At 60.7% G+C, this 16,209-nt stretch carries 13 protein-coding genes; 12 read left to right on the top strand and 1 reads right to left on the bottom strand.

What is annotated here, in order from left to right; translation table 11 throughout:
- Positions 1 to 120: 120 nt before the first annotated feature.
- From tldD to ISX84_RS01775, 5 genes are all read left to right on the top strand, one after another.
- Positions 121 to 1,542, top strand: coding sequence for a metalloprotease TldD (tldD, locus tag ISX84_RS01795; RefSeq protein WP_195818606.1), 1,422 nt, complete (start codon positions 121 to 123; stop codon positions 1,540 to 1,542).
- A gap of 105 nt (positions 1,543 to 1,647) precedes the next feature.
- Positions 1,648 to 2,799 (top strand): DNA-processing protein DprA, encoded by a 1,152-nt coding sequence (gene dprA / locus ISX84_RS01790; RefSeq protein ID WP_195818605.1) that lies wholly within the window; start codon positions 1,648 to 1,650, stop codon positions 2,797 to 2,799.
- Positions 2,800 to 3,010: 211 nt separating this feature from the next.
- Positions 3,011 to 5,593 (top strand): type I DNA topoisomerase, encoded by a 2,583-nt coding sequence (topA, locus tag ISX84_RS01785; protein ID WP_195818604.1) that lies wholly within the window; start codon positions 3,011 to 3,013, stop codon positions 5,591 to 5,593.
- Between the two features lie 447 nt (positions 5,594 to 6,040).
- On the top strand, positions 6,041 to 7,066 hold the full coding sequence (locus ISX84_RS01780) for a PAS domain-containing protein (protein WP_195818603.1): 1,026 nt from the start codon (positions 6,041 to 6,043) through the stop codon (positions 7,064 to 7,066).
- An 85-nt stretch (positions 7,067 to 7,151) separates the two neighbouring features.
- Positions 7,152 to 7,442 (top strand): GNAT family N-acetyltransferase, encoded by a 291-nt coding sequence (locus tag ISX84_RS01775; RefSeq protein ID WP_195818602.1) that lies wholly within the window; start codon positions 7,152 to 7,154, stop codon positions 7,440 to 7,442.
- On the opposite strand, the gene ISX84_RS01770 is transcribed toward ISX84_RS01775, so the two are convergent.
- Positions 7,439 to 8,263, bottom strand: a complete 825-nt coding sequence (locus ISX84_RS01770; protein WP_195818601.1) for a lytic transglycosylase domain-containing protein — start codon at positions 8,261 to 8,263, stop codon at positions 7,439 to 7,441. The genes ISX84_RS01775 and ISX84_RS01770 overlap by 4 nt on opposite strands.
- 352 nt (positions 8,264 to 8,615) lie before the next feature.
- Between ISX84_RS01770 and ISX84_RS01765 the strand changes: the two genes are divergently transcribed.
- From ISX84_RS01765 to ISX84_RS01735, 7 genes are all read left to right on the top strand, one after another.
- The gene (locus ISX84_RS01765) at positions 8,616 to 8,846 is read left to right on the top strand and encodes a Flp family type IVb pilin (RefSeq protein WP_195818600.1); all 231 of its coding nucleotides are present in this window, start codon (positions 8,616 to 8,618) and stop codon (positions 8,844 to 8,846) included.
- Positions 8,847 to 9,429: 583 nt separating this feature from the next.
- Complete coding sequence (gene cpaB / locus ISX84_RS01760; protein WP_195818599.1) at positions 9,430 to 10,278, top strand: Flp pilus assembly protein CpaB; 849 nt, start codon at positions 9,430 to 9,432, stop codon at positions 10,276 to 10,278.
- A gap of 193 nt (positions 10,279 to 10,471) precedes the next feature.
- Positions 10,472 to 11,899: a type II and III secretion system protein family protein gene (locus ISX84_RS01755; protein ID WP_195818598.1), complete on the top strand. Its 1,428-nt coding sequence runs from the start codon at positions 10,472 to 10,474 to the stop codon at positions 11,897 to 11,899.
- Between the two features lie 13 nt (positions 11,900 to 11,912).
- Entirely contained in the window at positions 11,913 to 12,293 is a 381-nt protein-coding gene (locus ISX84_RS01750; protein ID WP_229884037.1) for a hypothetical protein, read from the top strand.
- Positions 12,294 to 12,534: 241 nt separating this feature from the next.
- Complete coding sequence (locus tag ISX84_RS01745; protein ID WP_229884036.1) at positions 12,535 to 13,764, top strand: AAA family ATPase; 1,230 nt, start codon at positions 12,535 to 12,537, stop codon at positions 13,762 to 13,764.
- Between the two features lie 19 nt (positions 13,765 to 13,783).
- Positions 13,784 to 15,226, top strand: a complete 1,443-nt coding sequence (locus ISX84_RS01740) for a CpaF family protein (RefSeq protein ID WP_195818596.1) — start codon at positions 13,784 to 13,786, stop codon at positions 15,224 to 15,226.
- An 11-nt stretch (positions 15,227 to 15,237) separates the two neighbouring features.
- Positions 15,238 to 16,200, top strand: coding sequence for a type II secretion system F family protein (locus ISX84_RS01735; RefSeq protein ID WP_195818595.1), 963 nt, complete (start codon positions 15,238 to 15,240; stop codon positions 16,198 to 16,200).
- Positions 16,201 to 16,209: the final 9 nt, after the last annotated feature.

Here is a 16,209-nt window from a genome sequence, read left to right as displayed (position 1 = left end):
ACCATCCCGTCCGTTGTAATCTGTGCTCTTACAATCATATTCTGATCGCGAGATAAAGAGTTCAGCTTGCGTCATAGAGACGCTGAATGCAGATTTACCCACCTTTGGAGGAAATCACCGATGACAGACACCCCTTTCACGCCCTTTCAGGATGCGCTCGACCGGGATGCGGCCCTTGATGTGCTGCGCACGGCGACCCGGGGCGCGGATGATGGGGAGTTGTTTCTGGAACGGCGCCGCTCCGAGGCGCTCGTCTTCGACGATGGGCGTCTGAAGACGGCCAGCTACGATGCTTCCGAGGGGTTCGGCCTGCGCGCCGTGTGCGGCGAGGTGGCCGGCTACGCTCATTCCACCGAAATTTCGGAAACCGCTCTGAAACGCGCCTCCGAGACCGCGCGCCTGGCGGTGGGCGACGGCGGCGGCACAATGGCGGACGCGCCAAACCCGACCAATATCAAGCTTTATACCGATGAAGACCCCATTGCCGGGGCCGCCTTTCCCGTCAAGATCGACACATTGCGCCAGATCGACGCCTTTGCCCGGGACCTAGACACGCGTGTCGTGCAGGTCTCCGCGACCATTGCCGCCAGCCTGCAGGAAGTCGAAATTCTGCGTCCCGACGGGCAGTCGTTGCGGGATGTCCGCCCGATGACGCGGGTGAATGTCTCGGTGATCGTCGAGGAGAACGGACGCCGGGAAAGCGGCTCCGCCGGGGGCGGTGGCCGTGTGGGCTTGGATGGCCTGATCGATCCGGCGGACTGGCAGGCCAAGACGCGCGAGGCGCTGCGGGTGGCTGTCGTGAACCTTGGCGCGGTGCCTGCCCCCGCTGGTGTCATGGATGTTGTGCTGGGCCCGGGCTGGCCCGGTATCCTGCTGCACGAGGCCATCGGCCATGGGCTGGAGGGGGATTTCAACCGCAAAGGCTCCTCCGCCTTTGCCGGTCTCATGGGTCAACGCATCGCCAGCAAGGGCGTGACCGTGCTCGACGATGGCACAATCCCGGACCGGCGCGGTTCCATCAGCATCGACGATGAAGGCACCCCCTCGGGCAAGAACACTCTGATCGACGACGGCATTCTGGTGGGCTTCATGCAGGACCGGCAAAACGCCCGGCTGATGGGCGTGGCCCCCACCGGCAACGGGCGCCGTGAAAGCTATGCCCATGCGCCCATGCCACGGATGACCAACACCTATATGCTGGGCGGGGACAGCGACCCGGGCGACATTCTCGCCGATCTCAAGGATGGCATCTACGCTGTGGGGTTTGGCGGCGGTCAGGTGGACATCACCAACGGTAAGTTCGTCTTCAGCTGTACCGAGGCTTACCGGGTGGAAAACGGCCAGGTCGGTGCGCCGGTCAAAGGGGCAACGCTGATCGGGGATGGGGCCACCGCGCTCAAGCAGATTCGCGCCATCGGGAACGACATGGCGCTTGATCCCGGCATGGGCAATTGCGGCAAGGACGGGCAATGGGTGCCGGTGGGCGTGGGCCAACCCACATTGATGATCGGTGGCCTGACGGTGGGCGGTTCGGCCTCCTGATCCGGGCCCCTCTCCCCAGAAATAGCGAGGCCAACACGGGGCATTGATTCATGCGTTGTTAACCAACTCGCCTTAAACCTGATTCTGCAACGGACGGAGACGCGGATGACTGATGACAAGGACCACAATCCTTCTTCCACTCACCCCCCACTCCCACCCACCTCGGAAGACGAACAGTTCTCCCGTCTCCGTCTGTTGCGATCCCGCCGGGTTGGCGTAACGACGTATAAACGACTGCTGACTGAACACGGCACTGCGCAGAACGCGCTGGCCGCGCTACCTGAGGTAGCGCGCGCCGCCGGCGTTGAAAAATACCAGATTTGCCCCGAAGCCGTGGTGCAGGCTGAATTGAACGCCGCCCGCAAAGCGGGCGCGCGGCTGATCATGCAGGGCACCCCGGCCTACCCCGAATTGCTTGAAGATCTGGACGACGCCCCGCCCTTTCTCTGGGTCATGGGGGATCCCGGCCTTCTAAAACGTCCGATGATTTCGCTTGTAGGCGCCCGCAACGCCTCCTCTCTTGGCACCCGCATGGCCAAGGCGCTCGCCCGCGATCTCGGTGCCGCCGGTTACGTGATCGTCTCCGGCCTTGCGCGTGGTGTCGATGCGGCAGCGCATCTCGCCGCTCTGGCCACCGGCACGGTCGCGGTGCAGGCGGGTGGGGTCGATGTGATTTATCCCACCGAAAACATGAAGCTGGCACAGGACATTGCGGCCACCGGGCTGCGGGTGTCGGAACAACCCATGGGGCTCCAGCCGATTGCTCGGCACTTCCCGAGCCGAAACCGCATCATCTCCGGCCTCAGCCGCGCGACGGTTGTTGTGGAGGCTGCTGCAAAATCGGGCAGCCTGATCACCGCACGGGACGCGCTGGATCAGGGACGCGATGTGCTCGCCGTCCCGGGAAGCCCCTTCGACGCCCGCGCCGCTGGGTGCAATCAATTGATCCGGGAAGGATCCACGCTGGTGCGCGGTGCAGATGACGTGCTGGAAGCGCTCACACCCCTGCACGGAAATGCGCCGGAACTGCCTTTGCCCGGCCCCGTTGCACCCCCCAAGAAAGACCGGCCTGCGTTGAGAGAGGTCGCAGCCCTGCACCGCATGATCCTGTCGCGCCTGAGCCCCGCCCCCGTGGCAGAGGACCAGTTGATCCGCGACCTTGCCGTAGCCCCCGCGGAGGCGGCGCCGGTTCTGCTCGACCTCGAAATGGACGGCAAAATCACGCGCCGCGCCGGTGGCCTGCTGTCTCGCGCCTGACCTGTGCCAACGCGTTTCACGACTATGTCCAGCCAGCTCCGGCGCTGCACCGAACGCAGCCGGACCGGCCGATGAATCCGTCCCTGCGCGCCGCCGTCTTACGCGCGGAAAACTGCGTGCGACAAACATGAGCAGATTGACAAACGTGCTTGCACAGCACATCTGGCTTGAGCATAGACGCAGAGAATTTCACCCAGAGGTGCCCTAGTACATGCCAGTTGTAGTTGTTGAATCGCCAGCCAAAGCCAAGACAATCAACGCATATTTGGGGAGTGACTATACCGTTCTGGCCTCTTATGGGCACGTCCGCGACCTGCCCCCGAAAGATGGCTCTGTCGACCCTGAGAACGAATTCGACATGCTGTGGGAGGTGGCCTCCGACAGCAAGAAACACGTCAAAGCCATCGCCGATGCGCTGAAAGAGGACAACGCGCTCATCCTCGCGACCGACCCTGATCGCGAGGGCGAGGCGATCAGCTGGCACCTGCAGGAGGCGCTGACCAAGCGCAAGTCGATCAAAAAGGATACCCCGGTCTCCCGGGTCGTGTTCAATCAGATCACCAAAAAGGCCGTGACCGAGGCGATGGAGAACCCGCGCCAGGTCGATATGCCTCTGGTGGAGGCCTATCTCGCCCGCCGCGCACTCGACTATCTGGTGGGCTTCAATCTCTCGCCGGTGCTCTGGCGCAAGCTGCCAGGCGCGAAATCCGCAGGCCGCGTGCAATCAGTCACCCTGCGCCTGATCGTCGAGCGCGAAATGGAGATCGAAGCCTTCCGCAACCGCGAGTATTGGTCTGTGAAGGCGCAGCTTGCCACGCCGCGCGGGCAGGAGTTCGAGGCCCGCCTCACCGTACTCGCGGGCAAAAAGCTCGACAAGTTCGACATCGAGAACCAGACCCAGGCCGAAATGGCCGTGCAGGCCATCAGCTCCCGCGACCTGACGGTGCAGTCGGTCGAGGCCAAGCCTGCCAACCGCAACCCCGCCGCCCCCTTCATGACCTCGACCCTGCAGCAGGAGGCCAGCCGCAAGTTCGGCATGGGCGCGCGCCAGACCATGTCCACCGCGCAGCGGCTCTACGAGGCAGGCTACATTACCTATATGCGGACCGACGGCATCGACATGGCGCCCGAGGCCGTGCAGGCCGCCCGGGACGCGATTGGGACGCTTTATGGCAAGGAATACGTGCCCGGCAGCCCGCGCATGTACAAAAACAAGGCCAAGAACGCGCAGGAGGCCCACGAATGCGTGCGCCCCACCGATATGATGACCAAGGCGGAGGATCTGAAGACCTCTGACGCCGATCAACGCAAGCTCTACGATCTGATCTGGAAGCGCACGCTGGCCTGCCAGATGGAAGCCGCCCGGATGGAACGCACGACAGTGGATGTGGGCAGCGCCGATGGCCAGGTCATGCTGCGCGCCACCGGTCAGGTGGTGCTCTTCGATGGTTTCCTGCGGGTCTATGAAGAAGGCCGCGACGATGTGGTGGATGAGGACGACAAGCGCCTGCCCCAGATCGACGAGGGCGACAAGATGGACAAGCGCGCCGTCACGCCGGAGCAGCATTTCACCCAGCCGCCGCCGCGCTATACCGAGGCCACGCTGGTCAAGAAGATGGAAGAGCTGGGTATCGGGCGACCCTCCACCTATGCCTCGATCGTGACCACGATTCAGGATCGTGAGTACGTTCGCAAAGACAAGAACCGCCTGATCCCCGAAGACAAAGGGCGGCTGGTCACGGCCTTTCTTGAGAATTACTTCCGTAAATACGTCGGCTACGGCTTTACCGCCGATCTGGAAAACGAGCTCGATGACGTGAGCGCCGGCGACGCGGAATGGAAAGAAGTGCTGCGGCGCTTCTGGCGCGATTTCTCCGCTGCAATCGCCGAGACCGCCGATCTGCGCATCACCGAAGTGCTGGAAAAGATCAACGAGGTGCTGGAGCCACATCTGTTTCCGCCCAACGAGGACGGGACGGACCCGCGCCTCTGCCCCAATTGCGGCGCCGGGCGGCTGTCCATGCGCACGGCGCGCTCCGGCGGGGCCTTCATCGGCTGCTCGAACTATCCCGAATGCCGCTACACCCGCGCCTTCGGTCCGCCCGGTGAAGAAGACGACAGCGGCATCCCGCCCGAAGGCAAGCTGCTGGGCGAGGACGCAGGCGACAAGATCTACGCCTTCAAGGGTCGCTTCGGCCCCTACGTGCAGCGCGGCGAGGTCACGGAGGACAACAAGAAGCCACCGCGCCAGTCGATTCCCAAAGACTGGCCGCCCGAGGGTGTGGACCTGCCGCAGGCGCTCAAGCTGCTGTCCCTGCCCCGCGAAATTGGACCGCACCCCGAGGATGGGGTGACGGTCTGGTCGAACATCGGGCGCTACGGGCCATACCTGAAGCACGCCGCCTCCACCTCGGAACGCGGCGGCACGAACGCCAATCTCGAAAGCATCGACGAGGTTTTCACCGTGGGCATGAACCGCGCGGTGCAACTCCTGGCGGAAAAGGTTGCCAGCCGCGGCGGGCGTGGTGCTGCCGCCAAAACCCTGCGGGAGTTGGGCGAACATCCCGATCAGGGCGGCCAGATCAGCATCATGGAGGGCAAATACGGGCCTTACGTGAAGTGGGAAAAGATCAACGCGACGTTGCCCAAGGACAGCGAACCGGCTGATCTGACCATCGAAGCGGCTGTTCTGTTGATCGATGAAAAGGCCGCCAAGAAGGGCACCGGCCGCCGCAAGACCGCTGCAAAAAAGAAGGCGCCCGCCAAGAAGAAAGCCGTCGCCAAAAAGGCATAAGTCTCCGCTTCTGCAGGATAGTGCACCTTTGCTCCGAAAATCGTCAAAGCGGTTTGACCAAAGTCGAACCGGCTCTATACTCGCGATTGAATGACAGGGTCGACACTCAACGAGCGATCATTGTGCATAAGAAGAGGTTCGGCTGACCGGCTGGATTAAGGGAGCGAGATGAATAATCGACATGATGCAGCGCTGTCGGCGCAGTATGAAGCTTTGCAACATGGCAAGCTGACGGCCACTGGCTTAGTTATGCTTGATGATTTTCTCTGCCCTGCCGTAGAAGCCTGCGCGCCTCATGTGAGGTGCGGGCGCAAGGCGATCCTGCCTGCCCGGTGCGATCGGGACCCTTGCGGACCACACGACACCCGTAAGCGTCGCCTCATCCGAGGCACGCATGAACAGCGCCCCAACCGGCGCATAATCCGAGCGACCTGAGGCGTGCCGACCATGGCGGATTCCCTGAACTTCCTGCTCAACGAAGACATCTCCTTTGACAGTTTCGGTCGCACGCAGCTGCCGCTGGTCGTGACCAATCCTAACCTCGAAGACAATCCGATTGTCTACGTCAATCAGGCCTTCACCCGGCAAACAGGTTACGCGCGCAGTGCGGTAATCGGGCGCAACTGCCGGTTTCTCCAGGGTGAAGACACCGAGAAAGCTGCTGTCGATCTGTTGCGGAAATCCGTTGAGGCAAAAGAGGCGGTCACGGCCGATCTGCTGAACTACCGGGCGAATGGCGAACCGTTCATGAACCGGTTGGTGATTGCGCCGATCTTTGATGAAAATGGGCAGGTCCAGTATTTGATGGGCATCCAGCAGGAACTGCGGCACGGCGACCGCAGTGATATGGCTGAACAGATCAACACCCAGCTGATGGAAGTGCAGGACCGGGTCGAGACCGACATGTCGATGATCATCAGTATGATCCGGCAGCAGTCCAATTCAACCTCCGTGCCGGCGGAATATGCCGCCCTGACCCGACGTATCGAGACGCTTCAACTTCTCTACGAAGAAATGAAGCTCTCTGACATGCAGTCGAACCGGGACAGTATCCACATGGGCAGCTATCTGTCGCGCCTCTGCTGCGCGATTGGACATGTCTACGGTCGCTCCGGCATACGGCTGAACCTGCAGCTCGATCCGCTGGACATCCCGATTGAGACCGCATCGCGCGTCGGCCTGGTGGTGGCGGAGCTTCTGACCAACGCGTTCCAGCATGCTTTCGAGCGCATTGACACCGGGCTTGTCGAGGTGCGGATGACACAGCTGAGCGCGGGCGGTTTACGCGTGACCGTATCGGACGATGGTCTGGGCATTCCGAATTACATGACATGGCCGGATACCACCACCGTCGGCGGACGCATGGTCAACGGCCTGATCGAAGGCCTCGAGGGCACCCTACAGCTCGGGCGCGGGGCCGCCGGGAGTTTCATCACAATTGATGTGCCCGCTGGCGCAACCCTGACACGATAGAAACGGGCGCGCAGAAGATGGATTTTGCATCCTTCGGCAGAGAGAGAATGATGACTGGGAATGCCCTGTCCGATGGGGTCCACGGTTGACCGAATTTGACATTACCCGCAGCGTCGAGGGGACCAAGGGACGCTACGTGCTGGTCCAGGACGGGCATGAGGCGGATCTGACATATTCTATCCTCTCCCCACAGACCGTGATCGCGGACCACACGGCGGTTCCTGACGCCTTGCGCGGATCCGGGGCGGGTCAAGCGCTTGTCGCGCGCTTTGTCGCAGATGCCCGCAGCGAAGGTTTCAAGATCGTGCCACTCTGCCCCTTCGTGAATGCACAGCGGCGGCGCCACCCGGAATGGGCCGATGTCTTCAGCGTTTAGTTCATCGCCGCAAAGACGCAGCCATCCGTGATCAGCTCCGGCGGGGTTTTGCACAACCCGCGGGCCACCTGAAAGGCGGCCAGCACCTTGGGCACGTAGTCGCGGGTTTCGGCAAAGGGCGGCACCCCTTCATGATTGCGCACCGATCCTTCGCCCGCGTTATATCCGGCCAGCACAAGCACCGGATCGCCTGCGAACTCCCCCATCAGCCAGTCGAGATATTTGACACCACCTGCGATGTTATCGGCCGCTACGAGGCTGTCCTGCACGCCAAAACGGGCCGCCGTGTCGGGCATCAGCTGCATAAGGCCTTGCGCCCCTGCAGTGCTGGTCGCGTCCACCCGTCCGGACGACTCAACCGAAATCACCGCGAGCACCAGCGCAGGCGAGACCCGCGTACCGATGGTGGATTTCAGGATCTCCACCCCGTTGGCCTGAGCGATGCTCTGCATGTGTTGCAATCGGGGGGCCGCAACCTTTCCCGACCCGGTGAGCACCTCCATGATGGTCTCCAACCGGCCCGGCTGCACGTCGAAAATGGAGGGTGACACCTTGTCCCAGAACCACCCGTATTGACCAAGCGGCTGCGCAGTACGCGGCACGTCCGGCGCCGTTTGGGGGGTATTGGGCTGTGGGAGGGGCACCGCAAGGGCGGCTTTTTGCGCCGCAGGATCAATCTGCACCTGGATGCGCTTTTGTCCGCTTTGGGGAACACCAATCCGCTTGGCCTCAAAGACCGGGAAGGGTTTTGGGGTGTCGGCCCAGGCGGAATAGATGGGAAAGGCCGCGGCAATCGCCACGCCACATAGAACGATACGCATATCGACTGCTCACACTCTGCTTTTGCCTTGTTTTTCCCACAGCATCGCAGAGAAACCTGCGTCACACCAGTGAATCCGCCCCGCGAACGCGGCGGTTTTGCCACATTCGGGCTTCACTTTAACGAATTATAAACTTCAAAAGCAAAAAAATCTCTTCGGATTCATTGGGTTACGTTTTTTCCTACAATTATTTGCTTAGAATCCTCAAAAGTCACATTTGCCGCCAAAATCATGCCCCAATCCCTTGGCTATATAGGTGCATACCAAGTCGGACGGGCCAAGCGAGAGAGACGGTTCCTGAGGACGGCAAGGTTACTAAGTGAATGTAATTGATCCTTTGGAGGGACATACCATGATTAAGTTTATCAAGAACTTCCGCAAAGACGAAGACGGTGCCGTGACGGTTGACTGGGTCGTGCTGACAGCTGCTGTTGTCGGCCTGGCGATTGCCGCATACAGCTCCATTCAGACCGGCGCGACCGACCTGACAGCTGCGACATCTTCGTTCCTGGGCACCCAGTCCGTGGGTAGCATCGGCGCACCTGCAGCACCTGCAGCACCGACAACGCCTACAACCCCGTAACAGATGTTCGGGCGCCCTTGTAGCGTAACTCAAACAAAAGGGCCGCATTCATTCACTTGAACGCGGCCCTCTTTTTACCCGGACCCACACAAGGTTCCTCAATCGAAAGCTTAACTTATGTTGTGCGCTTTTAGAAAATTCAAAACGGATGAGGCCGGGGCTGTAACTGTAGACTGGGTGGTCTTGACTGCTGCGGTGGTTGGACTTGCGGTCGCTCTTGTACTTGAACTCCGCGCTGGTTCGTCTGGCGTCACAGCCGAGACCAAGAGCTTCCTCGGAACGCAAGTTGTTGGCCAAATTGGCACCTCTTCACCATAGCATCATACTGATTAGATTGATCGGAACCGCCTCTTGCCAAAAGGGGCGGTTCTTTTTTCGAACTGGGTTCGTGGGTCTCCGAGCTTGCGCCGATTGGCTTTTTGCCGCGCTGCAAAGACGCAAGCGATAGATACGATTGTTGCGATATCCGGTAGAAAGCCGCGCGTCTGACACGCGTTAATCCCTAAATTGCCACAATGCGCAGGCAAACCCTTGGCAAAATGACCTGTTTGTTCACGGGCCATGCGAAAAACGAGGTAAGACTATGCGAATGATATTCGGATTGGTGCTTCTGGCCGGGCTCGCGCTTGCTGGCGGCGCTGTGTACATGGCCAAGAACTACATCGGGGCGTATCAGGCCGAATTGGCAAATGCCCGGCTGAACCAGGCGCAGGTTGTGCCGACCCAGACCGTTTATGTTGCGACGCGGCAGTTGGGATACGGTGAAAGACTGACCCAAGAGGACGTGCGCCCCGTGGCCTGGCCCCAGTCAGCGATCCCGGAAGGTACGTTCAGCGATATCGAAGCGCTTTTCCCCACAAATGAAGAAGAGCCACGTTTGATCGTGCGCGCGATGGAGAAAGACGAGGCCGTGCTGGCCGTGAAAGTCACCGAACCGGGCGAAGACATCGGCCTGACCACCCGGCTGGAAAGAGGCATGCGCGCCTTTGCCATCCGGGTTGACGTGGCCAGCGGCGTGTCGGGTTTTCTGCGCCCGGGCGACCGGGTTGATGTCTATTGGACCGGCCGCGTGGAATTCGGCGGCGGCAGCGAAGACGTCACCAAGTTGATTGATACCTCTGTCCAGCTGATCGCGGTCGACCAGGACGACAAGACCACAAATGGCACCCGCATCGCACGGACGGTGACCGTGGCCGTGCGCCCCGAACAGGTGGCGGCCCTTGCCCAGGCGCAATCCACCGGCACCCTGTCGCTGTCCCTTGTGGGCGTTGGCGATGATACCGAGCTTTCCGAAATCGAGGTCGATCAGGTATCGCTATTGGGTTTGAAAGAAGCAGCCCCTGCTCCCAAGGTCGAACAGAAGCGGGAATGCAGTATCCGAACGCGCCGCGGCGCCGAGGTTGTGGCGATCCCGATCCCCTGCACAAACTAAAGTAAAACCAACACACTATCCCGGCGTCGCAGAGTTCTGCGGCGCCTTTCGTTTTTGCGCTGTTGCCATTTATCCACATAAAGGCAGGTGCAGAACCCGTTGATTCTTGCAAAAAAATCAAAACCAACGCAGAGTGTGACCCATCCGGGCATCAAGACCCGGCTTCGAGGCGTGATCATAAAGGGCAGGTCACATGAAAATTGACGGAATGTTGAGAGCGGCCCTTTTGGGGCTGACACTGAGCGTGTCTTCGCTTGCGCTGACGGCACCGGTCGCAGCACAGGCCGACACATTGCGTGTGGTCACCAAGGGCACAAACAAGACACTCGCCGTGCCGATGAACCGCGCCGTGGTCGTGGAAAGCGAAATTCCCTTTGCCGAGCTCAGCATCGCCAATCCCGGTATTGCGGATATCTCCTCCCTGTCGGATCGCAGTATCTATGTGCTTGGCAAAACGCCCGGCATGACAACGCTGACGCTGCTGGACGCAGCCGGTCAGCTCATCACCAATGTCGAGGTCCGCGTCGCACCGGATGTCACCGAATTCAAGGAACGGCTGGGCCAGATCCTGCCCGGTGAACGTGTCGAAGTGCGCACCGCAAATGACGGCATTGTCTTGTCCGGGACGGTGTCGAGTTCGCAAAAGCTGCAAAAGGCCCTCGACCTCGCGCAACGATATGCCCCGGACCGGGTGTCAAACCTGATGAGTGTCGGCGGCATCCAGCAGGTGATGCTGAAAGTCCGCTTTGCCGAGATGAACCGCAGTGTGTCAAAAACACTTAGCAGCTCCTTGGTTGTCGGGGGCACCGAGGCCGCAATCGGAACCGGTAATGCCGCCGCTGCCGGGTTCGCAAACACCCTGCTGGGCGGGCCGACGTTTCCCGCTGCCACCGAAAACGCGGGCTCTGCAGCGGTGAGTTTCGGTCTGGGATCCGTCCAGATCGGCCTGTTGCTTGAAGCCCTCGAAAGCAAGGGAGCCGTGCGCACCCTGGCTGAGCCGAACCTCGTAGCGCTCTCGGGACAGGAGGCGAATTTTCTCGCCGGTGGCGAATATCCGGTGCCTATCGCGCAGGACGAAGACACGATCAGCGTCGAATTCAAACCCTTTGGGGTCGAGTTGAACTTCGTCCCCCGTGTGGTCGATGAAGACATCATCAATCTGCAGCTCTCCGCGGCGGTCTCTGCAATCGATCCGTCAAACGGGGTCAGCCTGGGCGACGGGTTCTTCCTGGATGCCTTCTCGCGGCGCGAGACCTCAACCACGGTCGAGATGCGCGATGGCGAAAGCTTTGCCATCGCCGGGCTTTTGCAGGATGACTTCACCGATCAGGCCAGCCAGCTGCCCTGGATCGGCGATGTGCCGGTGCTGGGCGCGCTCTTTCGCAGCGCCGACTACCAACGCAGCCAGACCGAGTTGGTCATCATCATCACCGCGCACCTGGTCACGCCGACCCGCGGCGAAGCGCTGGCCCTGCCCACCGACCGGATCAAGCCGCCGACCGAACAGGATCTGTTCCTCTTTGGTCGCACCACGAGAAACGCCAATGCGCCCCGTCGGGGTGCCGCCGGTGAAGTCGCCAAGCAAGATTTCAGCGGGTCCTACGGCTACGTGATGGAGTGAGGGGATGAAACGCATGACACATCGGAAAACACGTGCGGCGCTTCTGCTCGCCGGCCTTGCGACACTTGCGGCCTGCGGCGAACAAAACAGCGGCAGCGTCTGGTTCAGCGAGGCCGGTGCCCAGCTGGACAGCGGCGAGTTCGGTAACGCCACGATGCAGAACATGGTGGCCCAGGTCTGCAACCCGAACGGCAGCGCCTATAAGACCGGCAAGATCGGTGTCTCGCCCCGAGATCCGGTGGTTGTTCTTGATCCTGCAAGCTCTCCGGCAAATCCGGTCTACCGTGTGCATTGCACCGGTCGTCTGGATGGCAACTATGCGCGGGTGATCTACCGCGACTATGTCGGCAGCGCGGGTCAGGCCATCACGGTGGAAACGGCAACAGCCGAATAAGACCCCGGCACGCTTCTGGCAAATCCGCTCTCAAACTCGGCTATTGTGTCGAGATACCCAACAATTGGGCGGATTAAGCCCTAATCTCGCCCAAGTTCACTGCGACTTATCCTCCAATGGGACACGTATGTCCGGCCACAGAGCCAGGCATGGGCGGTCGCAGGGGACGTTGGGGTGACACAAAAAAGCAAGACTCCAGCAGTTTTCTGCCTCGCCCTCGAAAAAAGAGGAAGTCGAGGCAATGAGCACGATGCCGCAACCAGATACGTCACTCATCGTGGCCTGCACAGTCAGTCGCGATGTGCAGAACTTCGATCTGCTGATCGAAGATATGGAGCTGGCCCTCGGTGAGAGTTGGGGAGATCTGGGTTTTGCCGAAGCCCTCGCGTTTTTCGGACAGCCGGAGGCACAGGCGCTTGAATTTATCGCGTTGGCCATCGATGAGACGGACGAGGAAAACCTGCCGCTCATGGGCGAGATCATCACCCAGGCCAAGGCAGGCGGCATCAAAGTCATTCTGATCGCCGAAGATGTCACGCCAGCCTCGCTGCACGCGTTATTGCGCCAGGGCGCGGACGAATTTGTCCCCTACCCGCTTCCCGAGAACGAATTGGGCGAAGCCATCGAGCGGGTACGCTTGCAGGAACAGGCATTGCCCGCCGCCGCAGCACCGAGCCTGCAATCCTCTAACCAGAAAGAAGGCGCCGTGATCGTCGTGCACGGGCTCGCAGGTGGGACCGGCGCCACCACGCTGGGCGTCAACCTGGCATGGGAACTGGCAACCGCCGAAAAGGCAAACGGACCAAGTGTCTGCATGCTGGATCTCGATCTGCAATATGGCGCCGTTGCGACCTTCCTCGACCTGCCGCGGCGCGAAGTTGTCTACGACATGCTGTCCGACACCGAAGGCATGGATGACGAGATTTTCGGCCAGTCTCTGCTGACTTTTCAGGACAAGATGCAGGTTCTGACGGCGCCCATGGAAATGCTGCCGCTGGACATCATCACAGCCGAAGACGTGAACCGCGTACTGGATATGGCACGTCGGCACTTTGACTATGTGATCATCGATATGCCTTCGACCCTCGTCAGCTGGTCCGAAGCGATCCTGACAGCCGCGCATGTGTATTTCGCCACGGTCGAACTGGACATGCGCTGCGCCCAGAACACCCTGCGGTTCAAGCGCGCGTTGCAGGCGGAGGAACTGCCCGTCGAGAAACTGCGGTATGTCATGAACCGCGCCCCGAAGTTCACCGATCTCAGCGGCAAGGCCCGCGTGAAACGGATGGCTGAAAGTCTCGGCATCTCGATCGACGTGCAGATGCCCGACGGCGGCAAGCCCATCACGCAGGGTGCAGACCACGGCCTGCCGCTTGCGCAATCCGCGCCCAAGAACCCGCTGCGGCGCGAAATCGCAAAGCTGGCGGCCTCGATTCACGAGTTGAACACCAAAGATGTCAAAGCGGCCTGATCCGCCAAAGGAATAATGCATGTTCTCGAAGTACAAAAAAACATCAGCGACCCCGCCTGCTGACGCCAAGGACGAGGCGCCCGTTGCCGACATCGCAGCGACCACGCCCGCGGCCGCCACTGCCGTGATCCGCAAGGCCGCACCAACAGCTCCCGCACAGGTCACGCCGATGGATAAGGAGCGCAAGCGCAAGGAACGCATGGGGGAAATCAAGCTCGACCTGCACCGCGTGCTGCTCGACAATCTCAACCTGTCGGCCCTGGAACATGCGACCGAACAGGATCTACGTCAGGAAATCAGCGCGATCTCCAGCGAGTTTCTGGAAGAACGCAGCATCGTTCTGAACCGCGAGGATCGTCAGAACCTGACATCGGAGCTTTATGACGAGGTCACGGGGCTGGGTCCGCTCGAAACCCTGCTGAAAGATGAAACCGTGAACGATATCCTCGTGAACGGGCCGCAGCAGATTTTCGTGGAACGCTCCGGCAAGCTGGAATTGACGGACATCACCTTTAAGGATGAACGCCATCTGCTGCGGATCATTGACAAGATCGTCTCTGCCGTGGGGCGCCGTGTTGACGAATCTAACCCTTATGTGGACGCGCGTCTCAAGGATGGCTCGCGCTTCAACGCGATGGTGCCGCCGGTGGCCGTGGACGGCAGCCTCGTGTCCATCCGGAAGTTCAAAAAGGACAAGTTGGGCATCGATGATCTGGTGGAATTCGGCGCCTTCACCGAAGAGATGGCCGCATATCTGCAAGCGGCCGTGGCCACGCGCCTCAACGTGATTGTCTCCGGCGGTACCGGGTCGGGGAAAACCACGACGCTCAACGCGCTGTCTTCCTTCATCGACAACGCCGAACGCATCCTGACCATCGAGGATACCGCGGAACTGCAACTGCAACAGACCCACGTGGGCCGCATGGAAAGCCGCCCGCCGAACGTCGAAGGCAAAGGCGAGGTCTCCCCCCGCGACTGTCTAAAAAACGCCCTGCGGATGCGCCCCGACCGCATCATCGTCGGCGAGACAAGGGGCGAGGAAGTCATCGACATGCTGCAGGCCATGAACACAGGCCACGACGGTTCGATGACGACGATCCACGCCAACTCCGCCCGTGACGGCATCAGCCGTCTGGAGAACATGATCGCCATGGCGGGCATTGAAATGCCCCTGAAAGCCGTGCGCTCGCAAATCTCCTCGGCGGTGAACCTGATCGTGCAGGCGTCCCGTCTGCAGGACGGGTCCCGCCGGATGACATCGATCACCGAAATCACCGGGATGGAAGGCGAGGTCATCTCCATGCAGGAAATCTTCCGCTACCAGCGCGTCGGCTTGACACCGGAGAACAAGATCATCGGTCATTTCACCGCCACCGGTGTCCGGTCCGCCTATGCAGAGCGGTTCCGCATGTGGGGCTACGACCTGCCCCCGTCCATCTACGAACCCATCGCGGCCCAATAAGGATCAGGACAATGAGTGCAGAACCAATCATCTACGGCCTGATCTTCATCGGCGTGCTGGTGCTGGTCGAAGGCCTGTATCTGGTCACCTTCGGCAAATCGATCAGCCTGAACAGCCGCGTGAACCGCCGGCTCGAAATGCTCGACAAGGGCAATGGCCGCGAAGAGGTGCTCGAAAAGCTGCGCAAGGAAATGCAGCAGCACATGAAAAGCCGGAGCATCCCGCTCTATTCCCTGCTTGGGGAAAAGGCGCAGAAAGCCGCCATTGCTTTCACCCCGCGTCAGCTGATCATGATCATGGTGCTGCTTGCCGGTGTCGCTTTCATGGGCCTGACCGTGGGCACCGAGACCGAAGTCGGCGTGCGCGCGCTGCTGTCTGTCGGCATCGGCGTCGGGGCGGTTTATTTCTGGGTCTCCTCCAAGGCGAACAAACGCCTGGCGATGATCGAAGAGCAATTGCCTGATGCGGTGGAGCTGATGGTGCGGTCCTTGCGTGTCGGCCACCCGTTTTCCTCTGCCATCCAGATCGTGGCCAAGGAGGTTCAGGACCCGCTGGCCTCTGAATTCGGCATGATCGCGGACGAATCTGCCTATGGCCGTGACGTGGGCGACGCGCTCAAGGAGATGGCAGAACGACTGGACATGCAGGATCTGCGCTTCCTTGCCGTGGCCGTGACGATCCAGCAGACCTCCGGCGGGAACCTCGCCGAAATCCTGGCCGGTCTGGCCAAGGTGATCCGCGCCCGCTTCCGGCTCTTCCGCCGTGTCAAGGCCATCACGGCAGAGGCGAAGTGGTCGGGTAAATTCCTCTCCGCCTTCCCGATCGTGGCACTGATCGTCATCAACGTCTCCGACCCCAATTACTACGATGAGGTCCGCGACCACGCATTGTTCATCCCCGCCTGTTTCACCGTCGGCATTCTGCTCGGGCTGAACCTGCTGGTGATGCGCATTCTGACCGACATCAAGGTGTAAGGAACTGAC

Origin of the sequence: Roseobacter sp. MH60115 (assembly GCF_015644665.1) — a bacterium.
Taxonomy (GTDB): Bacteria; Pseudomonadota; Alphaproteobacteria; order Rhodobacterales; family Rhodobacteraceae; genus Roseobacter.
Note: the sequence above shows the minus strand (reverse complement) of the source record. Positions and strands in the feature narration are given on the sequence as shown.